This window comes from Nonomuraea sp. NPDC050556 (assembly GCF_044457355.1).
In the GTDB taxonomy this organism is placed as follows: domain Bacteria; phylum Actinomycetota; class Actinomycetes; order Streptosporangiales; family Streptosporangiaceae; genus Nonomuraea.
The window spans coordinates 613,051-632,289 of record NZ_JBITGU010000001.1; the positions used below are offsets into that span (position 1 = coordinate 613,051).

Here is a 19,239-nt window from a genome sequence, read left to right on the forward strand (position 1 = left end):
ACGCTGTTGACGTGCGGATACTTGTCGTCGAAGACGAGCACGGGCTCGCCGACTCGCTGCGCAGGGGGCTGACGGCCGAGGGCTTCTGGGTGGACGTCGCCAACGACGGCAACACCGGGCTGGAGCTGGCCACGACGCGCGACTACGACGTCATCACGCTCGACGTCATGCTGCCCGGCATGAGCGGTTACACGATCGCCTCGACGCTGCGTGAGCGGGGCGACTGGACGCCGATCCTCATGCTGACCGCCAAGGACGGCGAGTACGACGAGGCCGAGGCGCTCGACATCGGCGCCGACGACTACCTGGCCAAACCGTTCTCCTACGTGGTCCTGGTCGCGCGGATCAGGGCGCTGCTCCGCCGTACCGGGCACGTCAGGGACGGCGAGCCGCTGCAGGCGGCCGACCTGACGCTCGACCCGCAGGCGCGACGGGTCAAGCGGGGGGAGCGGCCGATCGAGCTGACCGCGCGGGAGTTCGACGTGCTGCACGCGCTGATGAAGCGGCCTGGGCAGGTGCTGTCCAAGCAGGACCTGCTGGACGAGGTGTGGGACTGGGGGAGCGAGCTCGACTCCAACATCGTCGAGGTCTACGTCAGCTCGCTGCGCAAGAAGGTCGACACGCCCTTCGGGCGGCGCTCGATCCAGACCGTCAGGGGCGTCGGCTACCGCATCGCGGACGACGATGCCTAGGTCCATCACGTTCCGCGCCGTCGTCGCGGTGACGGCGGTGACCTCGCTCGCGCTGCTCGTCGCGGGTGGGCTGCTGTTCGGCGCGCTGCACAACGCCTTCGGCAGGGCTGAGGCGACGATCAGGTTCCTGCTGGCCGCCATGCTGGTCGGCGCGCCGGTGCTGCTGGCCCTGGCGGCGCTGGCCAGCTGGTACGCGACCAGGACGGCCCTGATCCCGGTCCGCGCGATCACCACGTCGCTGGCCCGCATCAGCGCCAGCGAGCTGTCGCGCCGCGTGCCCGTGCCCGGCGCGGGCGACGAGGTCGCCGAGCTCGCCGGGGAGGTCAACCGCACGCTCGACCGGCTCGAACGCGCCGTCTCCCGGCAGCGGCAGTTCGTCTCCGACGCCTCCCACGAGCTGCGCAACCCGATCGCCGCGGTGCTGGCCGCGCTGGAAGTGGCCGAGGCTCACCCCGAGATCGACTGCCGTGCTTCTGTACGGCAGGCCATCAGGGACACGCAGCGCCTCCAGGCCGTCGCCGGGGACCTGCTCCTCCTGGCCAGGCTCGACTCGGACGCACCGAGGTCCGACGCGGTGGTGGACCTGACGCTGCTGGTCGCCGAGTCGATCGCCGGGCGGCGGGCGCCGATCAGGCTCTCCCTCGCGCCCGACGTGAGCGTGCGCGGCGACGCCGTACAGCTCTCTCGGCTGCTCACCAACCTGCTCGACAACGCCCAGCGCCACGCGGCCTCGACCGTCAAGGTCACGCTGACGCCCGAGGTGCTCCTCAGCGTGGCCGACGACGGTCCTGGGGTTCCTCCGGAGGACATGGAGCGGATCTTCGAACGGTTCACCCGGCTGGACGCCTCGCGCGACCGCGACAGCGGCGGGACCGGGCTCGGCCTGCCCATCGTGCGGGAGATCGCCAGGTCCCACGGCGGCTCAGTGGTGCTCGCCGGTCCCGGTCCCGGCGCCGTGTTCGAGGTGCGGTTGCCCCCCGCCCTCTGACACCACGACGAACTGCCCCATCATCGCGTTGTCCTCGTGCCACAGCAGGTGGCAGTGGTACATGTACGGCGTGCGGGGATCGGCGAAGTCGGCGAACCGTAACGCGATCCGCACGGTCGTCTGCGGTGGGACGTAGACCGTGTCCTTCCACCCGGACAGCTCGGGCGGCGGCTTGCGTCCCGCCACGGTGAGCACCTGGAACTGCACGTCGTGCACGTGGAAGTTGTGCGGCAGGTCGTCGATGTTGGTGATCTCCCACACCTCGGTGGTGTCCTTGGTCACCACGGTGTCGACGCGGCCCATGTCCATGGGTTTGCCGTTGATCGAGAAGCTGACGATCTCGAACCGGCGGGTGGCCACCGGCGGGCCGAGCGCGGGCGGCGCCGCCAGCGTGGCTGGCAGGGGCGGCGACGGGGTCAGCTTCGGCGCGGCGCGCAGTTGCAGGATGTCGAACGAGTCCTCGCCGCCGTTGAAACGGGTGGTCAGCAGGTCGGCGCCCAGGTCGGGCGGGAAGCCGCGCAGGACGTCCCGGCTGCCCGGCGGGAGGGCCAGGACGATCTCGGCCCGCTCGCCCGGCGAGAGCTGCAGCCGCCGCATGGGGTGCGGCGTGCTCAGCAGGCCGCCGTCGGTGCCGACCAGCGTGAACGTGGCTCCCGACACCAGGCCCAGGTTGAGTACCCGGGCGTTGCAGGCGTTGAGCACGCGGAGCCGTACCAGCGAGGTCGTGACCTCCAGGTACGGCGCGGCCGTGCCGTTGACCAGCATGGTGTCGCCGAGGACGCCGCTGTCGTTCATGAAGCCCTGCGTCTCGTCCAGCTCGTTGTCCGAGGTGAAACTGCGGTCCTGGAGGATGACCGGGATGTCGTCCACGCCGTAGTTTTGCGGGAGAAGGCCGTCCTTTTCGTCGATGATGAACAGCCCGGCCAGGCCCCGGTAGACGTGCCTGGCGGTGGCGCCGTGCGGGTGCGGGTGGTACCAGAGCGTCGCGGCGGGTTGCCGCACGGTCCAGGTCGGCGACCAGGTGGCGCCGGGCGCGATCGGCTGGTGCGGGCCGCCGTCCATCGCGGCCGGCAGGTGCATGCCGTGCCAGTGCACCGTGGTCTCCTCGCCCAGCGCGTTGGTCACGTTGACCAGCACGCTTTCCCCGCGTACGGCACGCAGCGTGGGGCCCAGGTAGTCGCCGTTGAACCCCCACGTCGGGGTCGCGGGCCCCGGCAGGAAGGAGCTCTTTCCCCGCTGGGCCCGCAGGTCGAACACCCGCCTCCCGGCCGCGTCGCGGCGCGAGGCGGCCAGGGGCGGGATCGCCAGCCGGTTGACGAAGGACACCTTGCCTGCCGTGCTGGTGTCCGCCCCCGCCCACAACCAGCCACCCGTCGCCGCTGCCAGCGCGATCGGGGGGACTCCGAAGAGCAGCGTGCGTCGCCTCACTGCTGAGCTGCGGGCTTCGTCTCCGGGGCCCAGAGGAAGGAAATGGCCTCCATCACCGTCTGGTGCTTGGTGTTCTGGAACGCCGCCACGCGCCACCGGCCGTCCGCCTCGCGCACGGCCGTCATCGTCTGCACCTTGGGCAGCTTCGCCGGGCGCTTGCCCTTGCTCACCTCGCCGTGCGTGGTGATGATCGCGGTGTCCGGGCCGTAGAAGCGCAGGTCGACGATGTCGTGGTACATCCTGGTGCCCTTGAGGAACTTCTCCCACCCCGCCCGGTGCCCCTCGGCCAGGTCGTCGCGCCCGCGGTACTCGGTGCCGATGAACGAGGTGTAGGTGGCGTCCTCGGTGAAGGCCGCGCCGTACGCCTCGGGGTCGTGGCGGTCCCAGGCGTCGGCGATGTCGTCCATGAGCTTGACGATGGCCTCACGGTCGGTGGTGCGGTCGATCATTGCTGCGCTCTCCTCGTGCTGGTTACGGCGATCATTGAAACAGCGCCGGCCTGCGGAAACACGGGTGCTGGGACGACATTCCCTGGGGAGCGGAGGTAGCCCTAGCACTACCAATTTGACCAATCACGTCCTTGTTGCGAGATTTCGTGGCGTGGAACAGGACGGGCTCACCGACGTGGCCGGGCGGCTGCGGAGCATCACCGAGGACCTGCAGCGGATCGTCGCCCAGCGCTCCGACCTGTCGGTTTCCGGGGAGATCTTCGAGGATGGCGAAGCCTGCTGGCGGCGGATCCAGGAGACGACCGCCTCGGCGCGCGAGATCTTCGTGGTGTACACCACGCCCGTGGAGGACGACTGGCGCGACGCGAAGCGGAACCGGCTCGCCACGCTCGAGTCGCTGCGCAGGGGCGTGACCGTGCGCACGATCGTCCGTGACGGCATGCTGGACGACCCGGACGAGGCCGCGCTGATCAGGGAGCTGCACGCGGCGGGCAACCTGCACCGGACGATCGGCGAGCAGGTGCAGCAGATGCTCATCATCGATCGGGCGGCCGCGTTCCTCCAGCTCGCGCCCGGCCGCCGGGCGTCCGGCGCGATGTTGATCACCTCGCCGGGGATCGTCGCGGCGCTCGTCGACCTGTTCGAGCGCACTTGGTCCACGGGCGGGCACATCACGGAACCCGAGGGGCTGGAGCGCCTGACGCGGCGTGAACGCGAGGTCCTCGCGCTGATGGCCGACGGCCTGTCGAACACCGCCGTCGCCGACGCCCTGTACATAACGGCGGCGGCCGTCGCCAAGCACATCGCGAACATCTTCGCCAAGCTCGACCTGGCCCCCGCCAAGGACAGCCACCGCCGCGTCCAAGCCGTCCTGGCCTACCGCGACCGTCACTCGCCCAGGAATGACCCGCTCGCTGTCAGACCCTCGACGAAGGACCGGAAGTCCGCGGCCAGCGTCAGCTCCGACTCGAGGTCCGTCTCGAACCAGGTGACGGCGGGCTCTCCCCGCCTGCCGCAGAGCCGGTAGTCGAGGCCGACCCAGTAGTGGCCGTCTCCGCTGAGCAGCACCAGCGGCGACGGCATTCCCCACTCCTCGACCAGGTAGGGGCTGTCCAGCAGGGAGGACGTCCCGTCGGCCCGGCCGATGCCCATCAGGTCGGCGAAGGGCACGTGACCCTCACCCCAGGAGGTCTCCTGATCCACGGGGAACGCGTCCCAGTCCTCGGCGACCTGGCCGCCGTTCTGTACGCGGAGAAGGTCCAGCAGCGCGGCGGGCAGGGCGACGCCGAGCAGCCGTTCTGCCTCCTCGACCGCCGCGTCGGTCAGCGGCGCCTGACGCCCGTAGGTGCCGGAGCCCCAGAAGGTCGCTTTGACCTGGTCGTACCTCGTCATGGGCCGTAGCTTAGGTGGTCCGCCGGTAGGTGTCGGTCGCGCGGGTGAAGTAGTCCATGAGCGTCCGCATCTGCCCGGGCGTGTAACCCCGGAGAATCCCGCTGATCGCCTCCCGGGTGGGAGCCATCACCGCGTCCAACCCCATCGGCTCGACGATGACCTTGCGTCTGTCGTCGGCCGACGGCACCCTGCGTACGTAACCGGCCTCCTCCAGCCGGTCGATCAGCCGCGAGGTCGGCCCGGTGGTCAGCCCGGTCCTGGCGCCCAGCTCGCCCGGCGTCATCGCCCCGGCCAGCTCCAGGATGTTCAGCGCGGAGAAGTCGGTCGCGCCCAGGTTGCACGCCTTGGCGCTGGCGTGGCCGTGCAGCATCACCGCGCACAGGTAGCGCCGGTGAACCACATGCAGTGTTGACACGGGCTCCGCCCTTCCCTAATCTCTTCTTCAGAGCAGCTAAATCTTCAAAGAAGAAACTGCTTACGAGAAGCTATCATGAAAGGGTTGCCGACATGAACGACATCACCGCCATCCACACCCTCCTGGAGCAGGCCCGCGACGCCTGGAACCGCGGCGACGGCGCCGCCTACGGGCAGACCTTCACTGAGGACGCCACCGACGTCACCTTCGTCGGCACCGTCTATGTCGGCGCCCAGGAGATCGGCGACGCCCACCAGGCGCTGTTCGACAGCTTCCTCAAGGGCAGCAAGCTGCACATGGAGATCGTCGACATCCGCTTCTACGGCCCCGACACCGCCGTAGCCGTCACCCGCGGCGACGTCTTCAAGGGCAAGCCCAAGAAGCTCGGCAAAGTCCAGACCTACACGATCGTCCGCGACACCGACGGCCAGTGGCGGGTGGCCGCCATCCAGAAGACCAAGCGCCAGAGCCTGATGGAAGCCATCTCCTTCAAGTTCCAGCCCGCCACCAAGCCCAAGGCCCACCACTGACACGGCCGTGACGCACATCACAGACCGGCGCTGTCACAGAAACCGGCCCGTCGGCATCTTGTGTGCATGGAAGCTCGACTGAACATCTTCACCAGCCCACTAGCCACCAAGTCCATGAAGTACTTCACCTCGGCCGCCCGAGTCATCATCAAGGACTCGACGCTCCCGACCTCGCTGCAGGACCTGGTCATGCTCCGCGCCAGCCAGATCAACGGCTGCGGCTTCTGCACCGACATGCACACCAAGGACGCCGCGCACGCGGGAGAGTCGCCGGTGCGCGTCAACCTGGTCGCCGCCTGGCGCGAGGCCACCGTGTTCACCGACGCCGAGCGCGCCGCCCTGGAGCTCGCCGAGCAGGGCACCCGCATCGCCGACGCCGCGGGCGGCGTCCCCGACGAAATCTGGGCAAACGCCGCAAAGCACTACGACGAGGAACAACTTTCCGCATTGGTGCTGTTGATCGCCTTTATCAACGCAACCAACCGGATGAACGTCATCGTCCAGCAACCCGCGGGTGACTACCAGCCCGGCCAGTTCGCATAAGTGAGGATCATCATGAGTTCAGTTATTGACGGCTTCAACGGCGACATCATCGAGCCCGGCGCGGCCGAGTACGACGCGGCCAGCCGTACCGTCCTGGCCTTCGGCAGCCCTGCCTACGTGTTGCGGCCCGAGAGCGCCGAGGACGTGCAGGCAGCCGTGAAGTTCGCCGCAGGCGCGGGCCTTCCGCTGGCCGTGCGCGGCGGCGGGCACAGCTTTCCCGGCTTCGGCACCAACGACGGCGGCGTCGTGATCGACCTGAGCAGGCTCAACACCGTGACGATCACCGACAAGGAGCGTCACCTCGTGCGGATCGGCGGCGGCGCCACCTGGGGCCCGGTCGCGGACGCCCTCGCCCCGCACGGCCTGGCGATCTCCTCCGGCGACACCAGGAGCGTCGGCGTCGGCGGCCTGACGTTGAGCGGCGGCATCGGCTGGAAGGTCAGGAAGTACGGCCTGGCCCTGGACAGCCTGGTCGCCGCCGACGTGGTCACCGCCAACGGCGAGCTCGTACGCACCAGCGAGACGGAGAACCCCGAGCTGTTCTGGGCGATCCGCGGCGGCGGCGGCAACCTCGGGATCGTGACCGCCTTCGAGTTCGAGGCGCACCCGACCACGGACATCTTCTACGGAAAGGTCGTCTTCCCGGTCGCCGAGCTGGAGACCGTCCTCCAGGGCTGGGCGGACTACGCCCGCACCGCCACCGAGGACCTCACCTCCATCGCGGTCTTCGCCAACCCCATGGCCGGTGGGCCGAGCTCCCCGCTGGAGATCCACGTCGCCTTCGACGGCGACGACCCGGAGCTGGCCGCGCGGGCCATCGACCCGATCCGCGCGCTCGGCACGGTGATCGACGACGACGTCGCGCCGATGCCGTACGCGGACGTCCTCGTGGAGGGCATGGTCCCGCCGCCCGGCATCCGGCTGGTCGCCAGGGGCGCGTTCGTCGAGAAGGAGTCGGTGCCCGCGGTCCTGCGGATTCTCGCCGAGGCGGGGACGTCGGCCGGGGCGCCGTTCATCGGGGTCCGCAGCGTCGGCGGCGCGGTGTCGCGCGTTCCCGACGACGCCACCGCCTACGCGCACCGGCAGGCGGAGCTGATGTTCGTGACCAGCGCCGGAGGTCCCGCGCCCGTCGTCGAGGCGGGTGCCCCGGTGCTGGACGCGCTCTGGGCGCGGCTCGCCCCGCACGTGAGCGGCGCCTACGCCAACTTCATGGCGACCGCCACCGAGGAGGACGTGGCCGCGGTGTACCCGGGGGAGACCTACCGGCGACTGGCGGCGGTCAAGCGCGAGTACGACCCGGCCAACCTGTTCGCGGGCAACCACAACGTCCGGCCGTAGTGCGGGACATGGGCCCCGGCTCCGGCCGGGGCCCTGCCGTTCCTAGTCGAAGGGGGAGGCCATCTTTCCTTCCCTGGCGAAGTCCTCCAGCATCCTGCGCATCGACGCCGCGTCGTTGAGGTGCGGGAACGGCTCGTCCGGCGCCTCCACGCCGAGGAACTCGCACAGCGGGCCCCAGCCCTCGCGGACGTCGAAGACCAGCAGGCGGTCGGCGGGCAGGCTCGCCTTGACCCGCTCGATGTGGGTGGTGAAGGCCTCGATCGCGACCTTCTCGTCCTGGTTCTCCGGCGTCCAGTCGCTGCCGAACGTGTTCCGGGTCATCAGCTCGAACACCGGCTGGAGACGGGCCATCGGCGCGAAGAAGTCGCGCATCGCCGGGGGCATGTCCTCCGGTGAGGCCCGGCGCGGGCCCATGTCCATGAGGCCCTGGAAGCTGGTGAACCAGCGTTCCGGCTCGCGGACGGTCAGGATGACCTTCGCGTCCGGGTAGAAGTCCGCCTGTTCCCGCCAGAAGTGGCTGGCCGGCCAGTCCATCGCGGAGTGGTAGCCGTCGAGGACCTCGTCCCAGTTCACCGGCTTTCCCTCGGCCAGGGGGAGCCAGCGGTCGACGTGGTGAGGGTTCTTGAAGATCTCGAACATGTGGTAGGTCGGGCCCAAACCGAGCTTCTCGAGCGCGGCCTTCATCGAGGACGTTCCCGTGCGCGGGAAGCCCGCGCCGATCACTTTCACCATCAGATTGCCCTTCCGACGGTCGTTTCCTCACATGCTGGCACCGGGGGTGGCCGGGTCTCTTTGGAGGGTTTTCCGAGCTGAAAGCCGGGAAAAGCGGCGTGCAAGGCGAGTGCAAGGGCGGCCTGATCACCTAAGGGCAGGAACCGAGCCCAGGGAGAGCAGATGAGCAGGATTGGCGGCCTTCTGGCCGGAGTGGTCGCGGCCGTGGTCCTGGCCCCCTCCGCGGCACATGCGTCAGCCGACGTGGTGGTGATCGCCGAGTTCGGCCCCTTCGTGTGGCAGGACCCGGAGGCCGGGGTGAACCGCCGGATCGTCGGCAGGAACATCGTCGAGCGGCAGTGGGTCAGGCCCGGCAGGCACAACCCCACGGGCGGCTGGCGGAAGAAGTACTTCGTGGTGGGCTACGTGGAGAACACCAACACCACGAGCAACGCCGACGAGTTCAACCGGCCCTGCACGGAGGTGTCCGGCGGGATCTACGCCGGGGCGACCGGCAAGTCGTACAAGGTGACCGTCTGCAAGGATCCGTCCAGCCCGCAGGACCAGTCGTGGACCTGGGGGTCGTTCAAGCTGGAAGTGCCGCCGCACCCGACGCTCAGCCGGGTCACGATGCGGATGTGCGAGACGACCGACCCGTCCCTGCCCCCGGCTCCCCACCCGGGCTCGCTGGGCCAGGCGACCGGTTGCGCGGGCAAGGAGTGGACCTACGAAGCGCCTCAGGGCAGATAGGGAGCCACCAGGCCGCCGAGCACGGCGATGACGATCAGGGCGACGCCGATCCACTGCACGAGGAGGCCGGTGCCGATGCCCAGGCCCGGCTTGGAGTCGATGCGGGCGTGGTGGGGGTCCGACTGGTCGTAGACGACCGTGATCACCGCTCCGAGCTCCGCGTCCTCGGGGCGCATCAGCACCGGGGAGCGGGTTTCCCACGTCCGCCCGTCCTGGCTGTCGAACCGTAAGGTCACGTAGTAGTTGGCGTTGCGCGTGTTGCCCGCCGACGCCATGGTCAGGTCGGTCACCGTCCCCAGGACCCGGATCCCGCCCGCCAGCAGCCGCAGCCCGCCGCGCGCCTGCCGCCGCCCCACCACGGCCCCGGCCACGCCGAGCAGCAGCACGATGCCGAGATAGACGTAGCTCATGCTGGGGAACGTACAGCGCTGAGGCCGTCCAGCATCAGGGGCAGGAAACGCTCAGGGATCACGCCCGGGTGGCAGGCGAACACGCTGAGCAGCTCCATGATGTCGCCGGAGCCCGCGTCCCGTCGCATCCCGCCGTCCGCCTGCGCCTGCCGTACCAGCTCGTCGACCCGCTCCACCAGCGCCTGCCTGCCCTCCGGCGCGGACGCCCCGGCCAGCGCCGCTGCAACGGCGCCCCGCCCCTTCTCCACGCTGTGCACCACGAAGGCACGCACGGCCGCCCACGCGTCCGGCTCGGCCATGACGGCGGCGTCGAGGGCGTCGACGAGCTCGTGGACGTACTGCTCGGCCAGCGCGGCGAGCAGCACGTCGCGGTCGGGGAAGCGGCGGTAGAGCGTCCCGACGCCCACCCCGGCCAGGCGGGCGATCAGCTCCATCGGCGCGTCGGCGCCACGCTCGGCCATCGCGTCCCGCGCCGCCTCCAGGATCCTGTCCCGATTACGGCGAGCGTCGGCGCGCATGAGTTCTCCCTCGAAGTGGACGATCGGCTTCCGCTTAGTGTACAACCGGAAGTCTACATTCCGCTTAGGAGGTAACCATGATCGTGGTGACGGGTGCGACGGGCACCATCGGGCGCGCGCTGATCGAGGAGCTCGGCGGGTCGGCGCTGGCCGTGGTAAGGCGGGCGGAACAGGGCGAGGAGCTCGGCTGCCCCTACGTGGTCGGCGATCTGGAACGCCCGGAGAGCATCCCGCTGGAGCCCGGCGACCGGCTCTTCCTCAACAGCGCTCTGTGGCCGGGGTTCGTGCGGGCCCACCAAGGGGTCATCGACCGTGCGGCGGATGCGGGCGTGGCCCAGGTGGTGACCGTCTCCGTGCGCGGCGTGACGTCGGCCAGCCTGCTCGGGTTCGGCATGCACGGCGAGGTCGACCGGCATCTCAAGGCCTCAGGAGTGCCGTGGTCGATCCTGGCGCCCGTCGGCTTCATGCAGAACCTCGCCGCCGACGTCGACGAGGAGGGCCGGATCTTCGGCTCGTACGGCAGGGGCCCTGTCGGATACATCGACGCGCGGGACATCGCAGCCGTCGCCGCCGCGCTGCTCACCCGCCCCGTCGGCGCCGACGCGACCTACGAGCTCACCGGGCCGGTCGCGCCCACGCACGACGAGGTCGCCGCCGAGCTCACCCGCGCGCTCGGCCGCCCCGTGCGCTACGTGGACCTGCCGGTCGAGGAGGCCGCAGCCCACCTGGAAAGGCGCGGCATGCCCGCCGATCTGGCCGCCCTCATGGCGCAGATCGGCGACGGCCGCTGGGCGAGCACGACCACGACCGTGGCCGACATCCTGGGCCGCGAGCCGCGTTCACTGAAGGAGTTCCTCGGCTGAGCTCAGGTCGATCTCTGCGGCGGCGACGTTCTCCTCCAGATGCACGCGCGAGGAGGTGCCGGGGATCGGCAGCATGACGGGCGACCGGTGCAGCAGCCAGGCGAGGGCCACCTGCGTACGGCTGACGCCCAGGCGCGCGGCGACCGCGTCGAGGCCGCCGTGCGCGGACCGGGTCAGCGGCGCGACGGGAAACCACGGGATGAAGGCGATCCCGCGCCGCTCGCAGTAATCCAGGACGTCCTCGGAAGCGCGGTCGGTGAAGTTGTAGCGGTTCTGCACGCTCGCGATCGGCGTGATCGCCTCCGCCTCCTCCACCTGCGCCACGGTGACCTCGGACAAACCGATATTGCGGACCTTGCCCTCGTCCTGCAGCAGCCTGAGCGCGCCGATCTGGTCGGCGAGCGGCACCGTGGGATCGATCCGGTGCAGCTGGTAGAGGTCGAGGTGGTCGCGCCGCAGCCGGCGCAGGCTCAGCTCCGCCTGCTGGCGCAGGTACTCGGGGCGGCCGAGCGGGATCCAGCGCGGCCCGAGGTTGATCTGGCCGCCCTTGGTGGCGATCACGACGTCCGGCGGATACGGATGGAGCGCCTCGGCGAGCAGCTCCTCGTTGTCCCCGAAGTCGTAGGAGTCGGCGGTGTCGAAGAACGTGACGCCGAGCTCGACCGCGCGGCGGGCGATCGACCTCGCCGTCTCGCGGTCCAGCCGGGCGGGGTCGCCGGTCAGCCGCATCGCGCCGAAGCCGAGCCGGTGGACGGGCAGGTCCTTGCCGAGGGTGATCTGGTGGATGGGCACGAGCCCACTGTGTCCTCCACCCATCGCTTAGGACAAGTGACTCTTTCTTCCCTCATCGCGTAGCATCACTACGGTGTTGAACCTGGAGCGGCTGCGCGTCCTGCACGCGATCTGGACGACAGGCTCCGTCGCGGGCGCCGCCCGCACGCTGCACGTCACCACCTCGGCCATCTCCCAGCAGATCGCGCGGCTCGAACGCGAGGTCGGCCAGCTCCTGGTCGAACGGCAGGGCCGGGGCGTACGGCTGACCGGGGCTGGAGAGGTGCTCGCCCGCGAGGCGGGAGACCTGCTCAACCACGTCGAACGCGTGGAGACCCGGCTCGATCGCCACCGGGGCGCGGTCACCGGGCCGATGACGGTCGCCGCGTTCGCCACCGCCGCGCGCGGCCTGCTGCCCGGCGTGCTGCGGAGCCTGCGGTCGCGGTACCCGGACCTGACGGTGTCGCTGTCGGAGCAGGAGCCGCACGAGTCGATCCCCGCGCTGGTCCGCGGCGACGTGGACCTGGCCGTCGTCCAGGACTGGGCCGAGGACGTGCTGGCCGTACCCGCGACCTTGGTACGGCTGCCGCTGCTGGACGACGTGTTCGACCTCGCCGTGCCGGACGACCACCCGCTCGCCGCGCGCGAGCGGGTGGCCGTGTGTGAGCTCGCGGGCGAGGAGTGGATCACCTGGAGCCAGGGGCAGATCTGCCACGACTGGCTGGTCAGGACGCTGGCGGGGGTGCGGGTGGCGCACACGGCCTCGGAGCACTCGACCCAGCTCGCCCTGGTCGCCGCGGGTCTGGGGGTGGCGGTGATCCCTCGCCTGGGGCGCGAGTCCGGGCCGGGCGGGGTGCGGTTCGTGGCGATCGACCCGCCGCCCACGCGGCGGGTGTTCGCGTTGTGGCGGGAGAGCGCCTCGGCCCGCCCGGCCGTCAGCGCTGTCGTGGACCGGCTGCGTGAGTGCGGGTGAGCCAGCCGGTGACCAGGTCGGCGACCGTGGCACCGGCCCGGTCGCTGAGGTGGACGTGGTCGGTGAGCACGGTCAGGCCGTTGCCCGCTGCGATGGCGTCGAACGAGCGGCGCAGGACGTAACGCTGCACGGCGGCGCGCATGGCCAGACCGAAGCCGAAGGCGTAACGCGGCGCCTTGCCGTACTTCCCGGCATGCTCGGCGAGGCGCTCGTGGGCGGGCAGGTAGGTCAGGGCAGCCCGCCTGGCGACCTCCTCGGTGGCGGCGACGTACGGGGCGAGCCGCTGGTTCATCTCGCCGTCGAGGTCCTCGCCGAGCGGAGGCGACGACATCAGCGCGAGGCGCGCGGTGGTGCGGGTGCGCAGCCCGTCGACGATCGCCTCCAGGTTGGCGCGGAACTCGGTCACCGGGACGTTGTTGCGTGCGTCGTTGGTGCCGACCCAGATGGTGACGGCATCCGGATGGCGGGACACCACGTCGTCCAGGCGGCGCAGCAGGTCGGCGCTGGTATGACCGTTCTGTCCGGCGTTGAAGAACGCGTAGCCGTCGGGGCCGAGCCGGTCGCGCAGCGCGCCGATCCAGTCGGTGCTCAGCGTGGCGTGGGTGAGGCTGTCGCCGAAGCCGACCATGACAGTGTGGGCGCCGGGGCCGATGGGCGGGTTGGCGGGCGGGCGGCGGAAAGCGACGTAGATGAGGGCTCCCAGCCCTCCGACGGGGATCAGGGCGAGGATGACGGCGACCACGGGGACCTCCGATAAGTTAGTAAACGCTCGTTAGCCAGATTAGTGAGCGTTTACTAACCGGTCAAGCCTGGGAAGGGAAGCGGATGGGTACCAGGGATGTGATCCTCGACGCGGCGGCGCGGGTGATGGCCGAGCGGGGGCTGGCGAACACGACCACCCGGCAGATCGCGCAGGCCGCCGGGTTCACCGAGGCGGCCCTCTACAAGCACTTCACCAACAAGGCCGACCTGATCGTGGCGGTGGTGCGGGAACGGTCGCCCGGCATGGCCCGGCTGGCGCAGGCGCTGCACGGCAAGGCCGGGACCGGGGAGCTCGCCGGCAACCTCACCGCCGTCGCCGAGGCGGCGATCGCGTTCTACCGCGACGGCTTCCCCATGCTCGCCTCGATGTTCGCCGACCCCGCCACCCTGGCCACGCACAAGGAGGAACTGCGGCGACAGGGAGCCGGGCCGCACAAGGCGAACGAGGCGCTGGCCGCCTACCTGCGCGCCGAGCAGGAGGCGGGCCGTGTACGGCGGGACGCCGACGTCCAGGCGGCGGCGGGCCTGCTGCTCGGCGCCTGCTTCCAGCACGCCTTCCTGGCCCACATGTCCGCCCCGGACCACCGCGGCGACGCCGACGCGGCAGCAGCCTTCGCCCACACCCTCCTGGACGCGCTCAGGCCATGAGCGAGAGGGCCTCCCTGGCGAAGCGACGGACCACGAGCGGCGCCAGGCAGCCCGCGACGGTGAAGACCGCGCTGGTCGGCTGGCTGGTCATGGGCCCACCGCCCTCGACCAGCGGCCCTGCCGCCAGCCCGGCCAGGCCCGCGACGGTCAGCTCGGTCGCGACCTCGCCGACGGCCAGGTCGGCCACGCGGGTGTAGGAGAGGACGGAGACCGTGGTCCAGAACGTGAACCCCAGACCCCACGCGGCGACCGCCATGTGGTGGGACGAAAGATGTCATGAGCGGAGAATCCGCCAACGACATACATGCGTTCTTATCGGGATCTCATCGGCGTCGTGTGAGTTCCAGCCGCAGGCCGACGGGCTCGACGGCGAACGTGAAACGCTCGCCGGGAAGAACCGTGCTCACCGGCCGCTCGAAGGTGTCCAGCAGCATCGCGACGACGCTCCTGAGCTCCAGCATGGCCAGCGCGCTGCCAGGACACACGCGCGGCCCGCCGCCGAACGCCGCGCCCGTCATGACGATGACGGCGGTGCCACGCGGCACCCTGGCCTCGGCGATGTCCGTGTCACGCAGCGTCTCGAGGAACAGGAACGGCGCGACCGGCCGCAGCCGCATCGACTCCCTGATCACCTCGTCCGGGTCCAGACGCGCCCGCTCCCACGCGCCCGGGTGGGTGGCCAGGTGGTGGAGCAGCCAGGACAGCGTGGACGCCGTGGTGTCCTGCCCCGCCACGAGCACGGTCATCGCCTCGGCGAACGCCTGGTCCGCGGGGATCGCTTCAAGGAACGGGCCTCCGCCGATCTCCGCGCGCAGCGCCGCGATCGCCCGGTCGAGCCGCCGGTCGGCGGGCAGCTTCACATACCTCCAGTAAGGGAACGGGGCGTTGATGCGGCGGGCCAGCATCGGGAAGATCTCCGCCAGGCTCTCGCGGGCCGCCAGCTCCCTGCCGAGCGCCACACCCGCCATCACCTCGGCGGTGAAGCGCATCAGGTCGGCGTGCACGTCGCCGCCGGGGGAGCGGCGCGCCCACCGCTCGCGCAGCCGGTCGGTGGCCGCCGCGACGACCTCCTCGGCCGGGGCGGCGTTCAGCGCCCGCGCGACGGGGCGCCTGCGCCTGCGCCAGTCGTCGCCCTCGGCCGCGAACAGCCCGGCCAGGCCCAGCTCGCCGAGCACGTCGCCGATGGCGGACATGCGGCGGAAGCCGTCCGGGCGGTCGCGCAGGATCTGCCTGGCCCGCTGGGGATCGGCGACCACGACGAACGGCTTGCCGCCCAGGCGGAACCGGTACAGCGGGCCGTACGCCCTGGTCCACTCGTCTAGGTAGCGGTGGAGCAGGTGAAGCCTGCCCAGGAGCCGCCGGCCGGGTGCAACGGGAAGTCGCTTCATGGCGGGCCACCCTGCACCACGCACATTGACGATCGGTTTGTGCGCTTCTCCACGAGAAGTCAATCGGGGATTTCTACGGTCGCCCTCATTCCGATCCAACGAGGAGGAAACACATGAAGGTCCCCGCGTTTCTCACCAGCGTGGCGATTCTCGCGACCGCCACGACGGCGATGGCCGCCATGCCCGCCCAGGCGAGCACCACCGTTGAGCAGGGCTACTCTGGCTACGACCACCACGACGAGGGGCGTTGATCGGTCTGCGCTTCGCCGTTCTCGGCGCCCCGCGCCCGGCGTGACGGCGCGCCGATCGACCTGGGTGGGCAAAATACGCATTGACCTGCGAGGTTCCTGAGCCCACCCTGGACAGGGGTGGTAATCGTGACCGTAGACCCACGCAGCGTGCGCTTCGAGGCGACGGTGCACCCGGCAGCCGAACTGACGGCGGACGTCGCCCAGCTCGCCGCCGACCTCGATCTTGACCGGGTACCCGACCAGGCGGGCGACGTCCGCGTCCTGATCGACCTGGACGAGGTCGTGCGCCTGCTCGACCAGGGCGTCCACGTGCACCTTCAGGCGGCGGTGCCGGTCAGGCCGCTGGACGCCGACCTGATCATGGGCGACGACGCGGCACGCGCGTGGATCGAGGGGCAGCTCTGATGTACCGGACTGCACAGCAGCTCGACGACCTGGTGGGCCTGCTGGCCCAGGCTCTTCCCCAGTACTGCACGCTCGTTCCGCTGCCGGAGAACTCCGTCGAGGGACGGCCGATCCGCGCCCTCCGGGTACGCAGGGGCGGCGGTCCAGAGCGCCGCGGCGTGCTCCTCATCGGCGGCACCCACGCCCGCGAGCTGATGAACCCCGACCTGCTGGTCGAGCTGGCGGTCGATCTGATCAACGCCGACCGCACCGGCCAGGACCTGGTGCTGGGCGGCCGCGTCTGGCCGGTGGCCGAGCTGCGCCTGATGCTCGACGTCCTCGACCTCTACCTCCTGCCCTGCGTCAACCCCGACGGCAGGGCGTACGTCATGACGACCGACGACATGTGGCGCAAGAACCGCCGGGACAACGCGGGCACCACCTGCGACGGCGTCGACCTCAACCGCAACGCGGACTTCCTGTGGGGGGTCACGGAGGGCCAGACCTCCTGCAATCCCTGCACCGACGTCTACGTCGGCACCGGGGCGACCAGCGAGCCGGAGACGCGCAACGTCAGGCACCTGCTCGACACGCTCCGCGTCGACTGCTTCGCCGACGTGCACTCCTACTCCGAGCTGGTGCTCTACCCGTGGGGCCACGCGCCCGCGCAGACCACCGACCCGAGCAGGAACTTCACCACGCTGCCCACCGGCACCTGCCGGCCGATCGGCGTGCCCGGCTACGAGGAGTACCTGTCGCCGCGCGACCAGCTCCGCTTCACGACCGTCGGGCAGCGCATCGTCGACGCGATCGCCGCGGTGCGCGGGCGGGTGTACAAGAACCAGAGCGGTTTCGACCTGTACGGCACGACCGGCACGCACGGCGACTACGCCTACAGCCGCCACATCGCCAACCCCGCGCAGCGCAAGGTCTACGGCTACACGATCGAGGCCGGTCCCTTCGTGGGCAACGCCCGCGACTCCTTCCACCCCGCCGACCCGGAACCGATCAAGCGCGAGGTGAAGTCCGGGCTGCTGGCGCTCGTCCAGCAGTGCATCTGCGCGATCGAGCTGCTGGGCCACGAGCTGGAGGTCGACGCGCTGCGCAAGGTGCGCGACGAGCTGCTGGGCACCACCGAGGCGGGCCGGGCGTGGATCGCGCTGTTCGAAGGGGCGCAGACGGGGCTCCTGAACGTGGTGATGACCGACGAACGGCGGCGCGGACGTGCTGCCGACCTGGTGAACCGCGCCGGGCGGCTGGTCGGGGACGAGGGTGCCGTCCTCGACCCGGACCTCGCGGGCGAGGCCGCGGCGCTCCTCCGCGAGCTCGACCCGAGCCTGGAGGCGGTCAGCGCCAGGCTGGAACGCGAGGCCGGGCGACGGGTCACCGACGTCGTCGCGAGCCTGATGGACGAGGGACCTGTGTGATCAAATGGCGTGATGTTGTACGACACGATCGGGACCACCTACGCGGTGACGCGGCGCACCGAGCCGCGGATCGCCGAGCAGATCTGGGCGGCGCTGGGGGACGCGCGTACCGTGCTGAACGTCGGCGCGGGCACCGGCTCCTACGAGCCCACCGACCGTGACGTCACCGCGGTGGAGCCGTCGGCGGTCATGCGGGCGCAGCGCCCGGCCGGCTCCGCGCCGGTGGTGGCCGCCACCGCGGAGAGCCTGCCGTTCGAGGACCAGTCGTTCGACGTCGCGATGGCGGTCTCCACCACGCATCACTGGCCCGACCCGATCGCCGGGCTGCGGGAGATGCGGCGGGTCGCGCGGCGCGTGGTGGTGTTCACCTACGACGGCAGCGACCCTGACCAGTTCTGGCTGATCCGCGACTACCTGCCCGAGTTCGCGGGCCTTGCCGCCGGGCGTCCTTCGCTGGATGAGCAGGCCCGCGCGATCGGTGCGCGGGTGGAGCCGGTGCTGATCCCGTGGGACTGCGCTGACGGCCTGTTCGAGGCCTACTGGCGGCGGCCCGAGGCGTATCTGGAGGAGGACGTGCGGCGCGGGGTCTCGGTCTGGGCCCGGGTCGGGCCGGACGTCGAGCGGCGCGTGGTGGACGGGCTCCGCGGCGACCTCGCCTCGGGGCTGTGGGCCGAGCGCAACCGCGACCTGCTCGACCTGGACGCGGCGGAGCTCGGCCTCCGCCTGCTTGTGGCGTGATCCTTCACAGGCTTGGAGCACCTGGCAGAAGGACCCTTCGCCTCGAGAGTGCCCAGAACCCTCCGGAGATGAGGAGCCCCTCCCACCTCTGCTTCTCTCTCCTCGTGAGGGGAGACAGGTGCTCCAAGAGCTCTTGGAGCACCTGTCGGAAAGACCCCTCCCTCACCTGAGGGAGACGTCTTATTGCGTGATTCCCAGCACCGGGCGGCACTCGGCGACGCCGACGAGGTCGATGTCGCCGCGGCGGGTCTTCGCCCAGCGTTCCCTGGTGAGCCTCCACCGGTTCAAGGGGGCGGCTTCACCTCGGCGGGTGTCCCAGGTGACGCCGTTCGGCTCGTAACCGAGGGCCTCGGAGACGCGGTTGGAGGCCACGTTGTCGTGGAACGCGTCGCTCTCCGCCTCCCGCGCGCCGAAACCCTCGAAGGCCAGATGCAGGATGGCCTGGCGGATCTCCTTGCCCAGCCCGCGGCCGCGCAGGTCGGGGGCGAGCCAGGAGAAGGTGCCCACGGTGCCGTACTTCGTGAAGCCCATGCCGAAGAGGTCCTGCATCCCGACCGGCTCGCCGTCCACCATGACGACGAAGTAGAGCCGCCAGAAGTCCTCGTTCACGCGGGCCCGCCCGGCCCAGATGCCGCGCAGCCAGCCCCACTCCCGCTGGGGGCTGTCGTCGTAGAGGGACATCGGGTCGTCGAACGGCCAGGGCCTGGAAACGACGACACCCTTACGTTCCACGGGGACAAGGCGTTCGAGGAGCTCGTCCGTCGCCGCGGCCAAGGTGATGCGCGGGGTGTGAACGTGCAGGTTGAGCGGGGGATATGCGGACATCGACATGATCCAGCACCCTGGACGCGAGCTCTGGCGGCACGCATC

25 protein-coding genes and 1 pseudogene are annotated in these 19,239 nt (G+C 70.5%); 14 read left to right on the forward strand and 12 right to left on the reverse strand.

The features are described from left to right. Positions 1–11: 11 nt before the first annotated feature. Together ACIBG8_RS03070 and ACIBG8_RS03075 are read left to right on the forward strand one after the other, a co-directional pair. Positions 12–692 (forward strand): response regulator transcription factor, encoded by a 681-nt coding sequence (locus ACIBG8_RS03070; RefSeq protein ID WP_397340797.1) that lies wholly within the window; start codon positions 12–14, stop codon positions 690–692. Next, positions 685–1,680 carry a sensor histidine kinase gene (locus tag ACIBG8_RS03075; protein ID WP_397340798.1) on the forward strand — a complete coding sequence of 332 codons (996 nt, stop codon included), beginning with the start codon at positions 685–687 and terminating at the stop codon, positions 1,678–1,680. The genes ACIBG8_RS03070 and ACIBG8_RS03075 overlap by 8 nt, the downstream gene beginning before the upstream one ends. Here ACIBG8_RS03075 and ACIBG8_RS03080 read toward each other — a convergent pair. Continuing rightward, on the reverse strand, positions 1,615–3,108 hold the full coding sequence (locus ACIBG8_RS03080) for a multicopper oxidase family protein (RefSeq protein WP_397340799.1): 1,494 nt from the start codon (positions 3,106–3,108) through the stop codon (positions 1,615–1,617). The two genes, ACIBG8_RS03075 and ACIBG8_RS03080, sit on opposite strands and share 66 nt — an antisense overlap. Beyond that, entirely contained in the window at positions 3,105–3,557 is a 453-nt protein-coding gene (locus tag ACIBG8_RS03085) for an SgcJ/EcaC family oxidoreductase (protein WP_397340800.1), read from the reverse strand. Before ACIBG8_RS03085 ends, ACIBG8_RS03080 begins: the two co-directional genes overlap by 4 nt. 151 nt (positions 3,558–3,708) lie before the next feature. Between ACIBG8_RS03085 and ACIBG8_RS03090 the strand changes: the two genes are divergently transcribed. Further along, the gene (locus ACIBG8_RS03090; RefSeq protein ID WP_397340801.1) at positions 3,709–4,584 is read left to right on the forward strand and encodes a LuxR C-terminal-related transcriptional regulator; all 876 of its coding nucleotides are present in this window, start codon (positions 3,709–3,711) and stop codon (positions 4,582–4,584) included. Here the strand turns inward: ACIBG8_RS03090 and ACIBG8_RS03095 are convergent. Both ACIBG8_RS03095 and ACIBG8_RS03100 read right to left on the reverse strand, forming a co-directional pair. After that, positions 4,542–4,949, reverse strand: a pseudogene (locus ACIBG8_RS03095) (SMI1/KNR4 family protein); the annotation flags it as partial. The gene ACIBG8_RS03090 and the pseudogene ACIBG8_RS03095 sit on opposite strands and share 43 nt — an antisense overlap. A gap of 10 nt (positions 4,950–4,959) precedes the next feature. Then, a complete protein-coding gene (locus ACIBG8_RS03100; RefSeq protein ID WP_397340802.1) occupies positions 4,960–5,364 on the reverse strand; it encodes a MarR family winged helix-turn-helix transcriptional regulator in 405 nt (134 codons plus the stop codon). A gap of 92 nt (positions 5,365–5,456) precedes the next feature. Here ACIBG8_RS03100 and ACIBG8_RS03105 point away from each other — a divergent pair, with 92 nt between their 5' ends. The 3 genes from ACIBG8_RS03105 (at position 5,457) to ACIBG8_RS03115 (ending at position 7,775) form a co-directional block, all read left to right on the forward strand. After that, positions 5,457–5,894: an SgcJ/EcaC family oxidoreductase gene (locus ACIBG8_RS03105; protein WP_397340803.1), complete on the forward strand. Its 438-nt coding sequence runs from the start codon at positions 5,457–5,459 to the stop codon at positions 5,892–5,894. Between the two features lie 66 nt (positions 5,895–5,960). After that, positions 5,961–6,437 carry a carboxymuconolactone decarboxylase family protein gene (locus tag ACIBG8_RS03110; RefSeq protein WP_397340804.1) on the forward strand — a complete coding sequence of 159 codons (477 nt, stop codon included), beginning with the start codon at positions 5,961–5,963 and terminating at the stop codon, positions 6,435–6,437. 12 nt (positions 6,438–6,449) lie between these two features. Next, positions 6,450–7,775, forward strand: coding sequence for an FAD-binding oxidoreductase (locus ACIBG8_RS03115; RefSeq protein ID WP_397340805.1), 1,326 nt, complete (start codon positions 6,450–6,452; stop codon positions 7,773–7,775). A 42-nt stretch (positions 7,776–7,817) separates the two neighbouring features. Here ACIBG8_RS03115 and ACIBG8_RS03120 read toward each other — a convergent pair whose 3' ends face one another. Then, a complete protein-coding gene (locus ACIBG8_RS03120) occupies positions 7,818–8,507 on the reverse strand; it encodes a sulfotransferase family protein (RefSeq protein ID WP_397340806.1) in 690 nt (229 codons plus the stop codon). A 162-nt stretch (positions 8,508–8,669) separates the two neighbouring features. On the opposite strand from ACIBG8_RS03120, the gene ACIBG8_RS03125 reads away from it, so the two are divergent. Then, positions 8,670–9,236: a hypothetical protein gene (locus ACIBG8_RS03125; RefSeq protein WP_397340807.1), complete on the forward strand. Its 567-nt coding sequence runs from the start codon at positions 8,670–8,672 to the stop codon at positions 9,234–9,236. On the opposite strand, the gene ACIBG8_RS03130 is transcribed toward ACIBG8_RS03125, so the two are convergent. Both ACIBG8_RS03130 and ACIBG8_RS03135 read right to left on the reverse strand, forming a co-directional pair. Then, a complete protein-coding gene (locus tag ACIBG8_RS03130; protein WP_397340808.1) occupies positions 9,224–9,646 on the reverse strand; it encodes a DUF3592 domain-containing protein in 423 nt (140 codons plus the stop codon). The two genes, ACIBG8_RS03125 and ACIBG8_RS03130, sit on opposite strands and share 13 nt — an antisense overlap. Beyond that, positions 9,643–10,164 (reverse strand): TetR/AcrR family transcriptional regulator, encoded by a 522-nt coding sequence (locus ACIBG8_RS03135; protein WP_397340809.1) that lies wholly within the window; start codon positions 10,162–10,164, stop codon positions 9,643–9,645. The genes ACIBG8_RS03130 and ACIBG8_RS03135 overlap by 4 nt, the downstream gene beginning before the upstream one ends. Before the next feature lie 77 nt (positions 10,165–10,241). Here ACIBG8_RS03135 and ACIBG8_RS03140 point away from each other — a divergent pair, with 77 nt between their 5' ends. Then, positions 10,242–11,027, forward strand: a complete 786-nt coding sequence (locus tag ACIBG8_RS03140) for an NAD(P)H-binding protein (RefSeq protein WP_397340810.1) — start codon at positions 10,242–10,244, stop codon at positions 11,025–11,027. On the opposite strand, the gene ACIBG8_RS03145 is transcribed toward ACIBG8_RS03140, so the two are convergent. Next, positions 11,004–11,756: an aldo/keto reductase gene (locus ACIBG8_RS03145; RefSeq protein WP_397343887.1), complete on the reverse strand. Its 753-nt coding sequence runs from the start codon at positions 11,754–11,756 to the stop codon at positions 11,004–11,006. The two genes, ACIBG8_RS03140 and ACIBG8_RS03145, sit on opposite strands and share 24 nt — an antisense overlap. Before the next feature lie 136 nt (positions 11,757–11,892). Here ACIBG8_RS03145 and ACIBG8_RS03150 point away from each other — a divergent pair, with 136 nt between their 5' ends. Next, the gene (locus ACIBG8_RS03150; RefSeq protein ID WP_397340811.1) at positions 11,893–12,771 is read left to right on the forward strand and encodes a LysR family transcriptional regulator; all 879 of its coding nucleotides are present in this window, start codon (positions 11,893–11,895) and stop codon (positions 12,769–12,771) included. On the opposite strand, the gene ACIBG8_RS03155 is transcribed toward ACIBG8_RS03150, so the two are convergent. Beyond that, complete coding sequence (locus ACIBG8_RS03155; protein WP_397340812.1) at positions 12,734–13,513, reverse strand: SGNH/GDSL hydrolase family protein; 780 nt, start codon at positions 13,511–13,513, stop codon at positions 12,734–12,736. The two genes, ACIBG8_RS03150 and ACIBG8_RS03155, sit on opposite strands and share 38 nt — an antisense overlap. 83 nt (positions 13,514–13,596) lie before the next feature. Between ACIBG8_RS03155 and ACIBG8_RS03160 the strand changes: the two genes are divergently transcribed. Further along, positions 13,597–14,181 carry a TetR/AcrR family transcriptional regulator gene (locus tag ACIBG8_RS03160; RefSeq protein WP_397340813.1) on the forward strand — a complete coding sequence of 195 codons (585 nt, stop codon included), beginning with the start codon at positions 13,597–13,599 and terminating at the stop codon, positions 14,179–14,181. Here the strand turns inward: ACIBG8_RS03160 and ACIBG8_RS03165 are convergent. Both ACIBG8_RS03165 and ACIBG8_RS03170 read right to left on the reverse strand, forming a co-directional pair. Further along, positions 14,171–14,437 (reverse strand): hypothetical protein, encoded by a 267-nt coding sequence (locus ACIBG8_RS03165; protein WP_397340814.1) that lies wholly within the window; start codon positions 14,435–14,437, stop codon positions 14,171–14,173. The two genes, ACIBG8_RS03160 and ACIBG8_RS03165, sit on opposite strands and share 11 nt — an antisense overlap. A gap of 67 nt (positions 14,438–14,504) precedes the next feature. After that, positions 14,505–15,569 carry a cytochrome P450 gene (locus ACIBG8_RS03170; protein WP_397340815.1) on the reverse strand — a complete coding sequence of 355 codons (1,065 nt, stop codon included), beginning with the start codon at positions 15,567–15,569 and terminating at the stop codon, positions 14,505–14,507. A 113-nt stretch (positions 15,570–15,682) separates the two neighbouring features. On the opposite strand from ACIBG8_RS03170, the gene ACIBG8_RS03175 reads away from it, so the two are divergent. The 4 genes from ACIBG8_RS03175 (at position 15,683) to ACIBG8_RS03190 (ending at position 18,369) form a co-directional block, all read left to right on the forward strand. After that, positions 15,683–15,820, forward strand: a complete 138-nt coding sequence (locus tag ACIBG8_RS03175) for a hypothetical protein (RefSeq protein WP_397340816.1) — start codon at positions 15,683–15,685, stop codon at positions 15,818–15,820. 126 nt (positions 15,821–15,946) lie between these two features. After that, the gene (locus ACIBG8_RS03180) at positions 15,947–16,225 is read left to right on the forward strand and encodes a hypothetical protein (RefSeq protein WP_397340817.1); all 279 of its coding nucleotides are present in this window, start codon (positions 15,947–15,949) and stop codon (positions 16,223–16,225) included. After that, a complete protein-coding gene (locus ACIBG8_RS03185; protein ID WP_397340818.1) occupies positions 16,225–17,631 on the forward strand; it encodes a M14 family zinc carboxypeptidase in 1,407 nt (468 codons plus the stop codon). Before ACIBG8_RS03180 ends, ACIBG8_RS03185 begins: the two co-directional genes overlap by 1 nt. 12 nt (positions 17,632–17,643) lie before the next feature. Continuing rightward, positions 17,644–18,369: a class I SAM-dependent methyltransferase gene (locus ACIBG8_RS03190; RefSeq protein ID WP_397340819.1), complete on the forward strand. Its 726-nt coding sequence runs from the start codon at positions 17,644–17,646 to the stop codon at positions 18,367–18,369. A gap of 180 nt (positions 18,370–18,549) precedes the next feature. Here the strand turns inward: ACIBG8_RS03190 and ACIBG8_RS03195 are convergent, their stop codons facing one another. Beyond that, complete coding sequence (locus ACIBG8_RS03195; protein WP_397340821.1) at positions 18,550–19,200, reverse strand: GNAT family N-acetyltransferase; 651 nt, start codon at positions 19,198–19,200, stop codon at positions 18,550–18,552. Between the last annotated feature and the right edge of the window lie 39 nt (positions 19,201–19,239).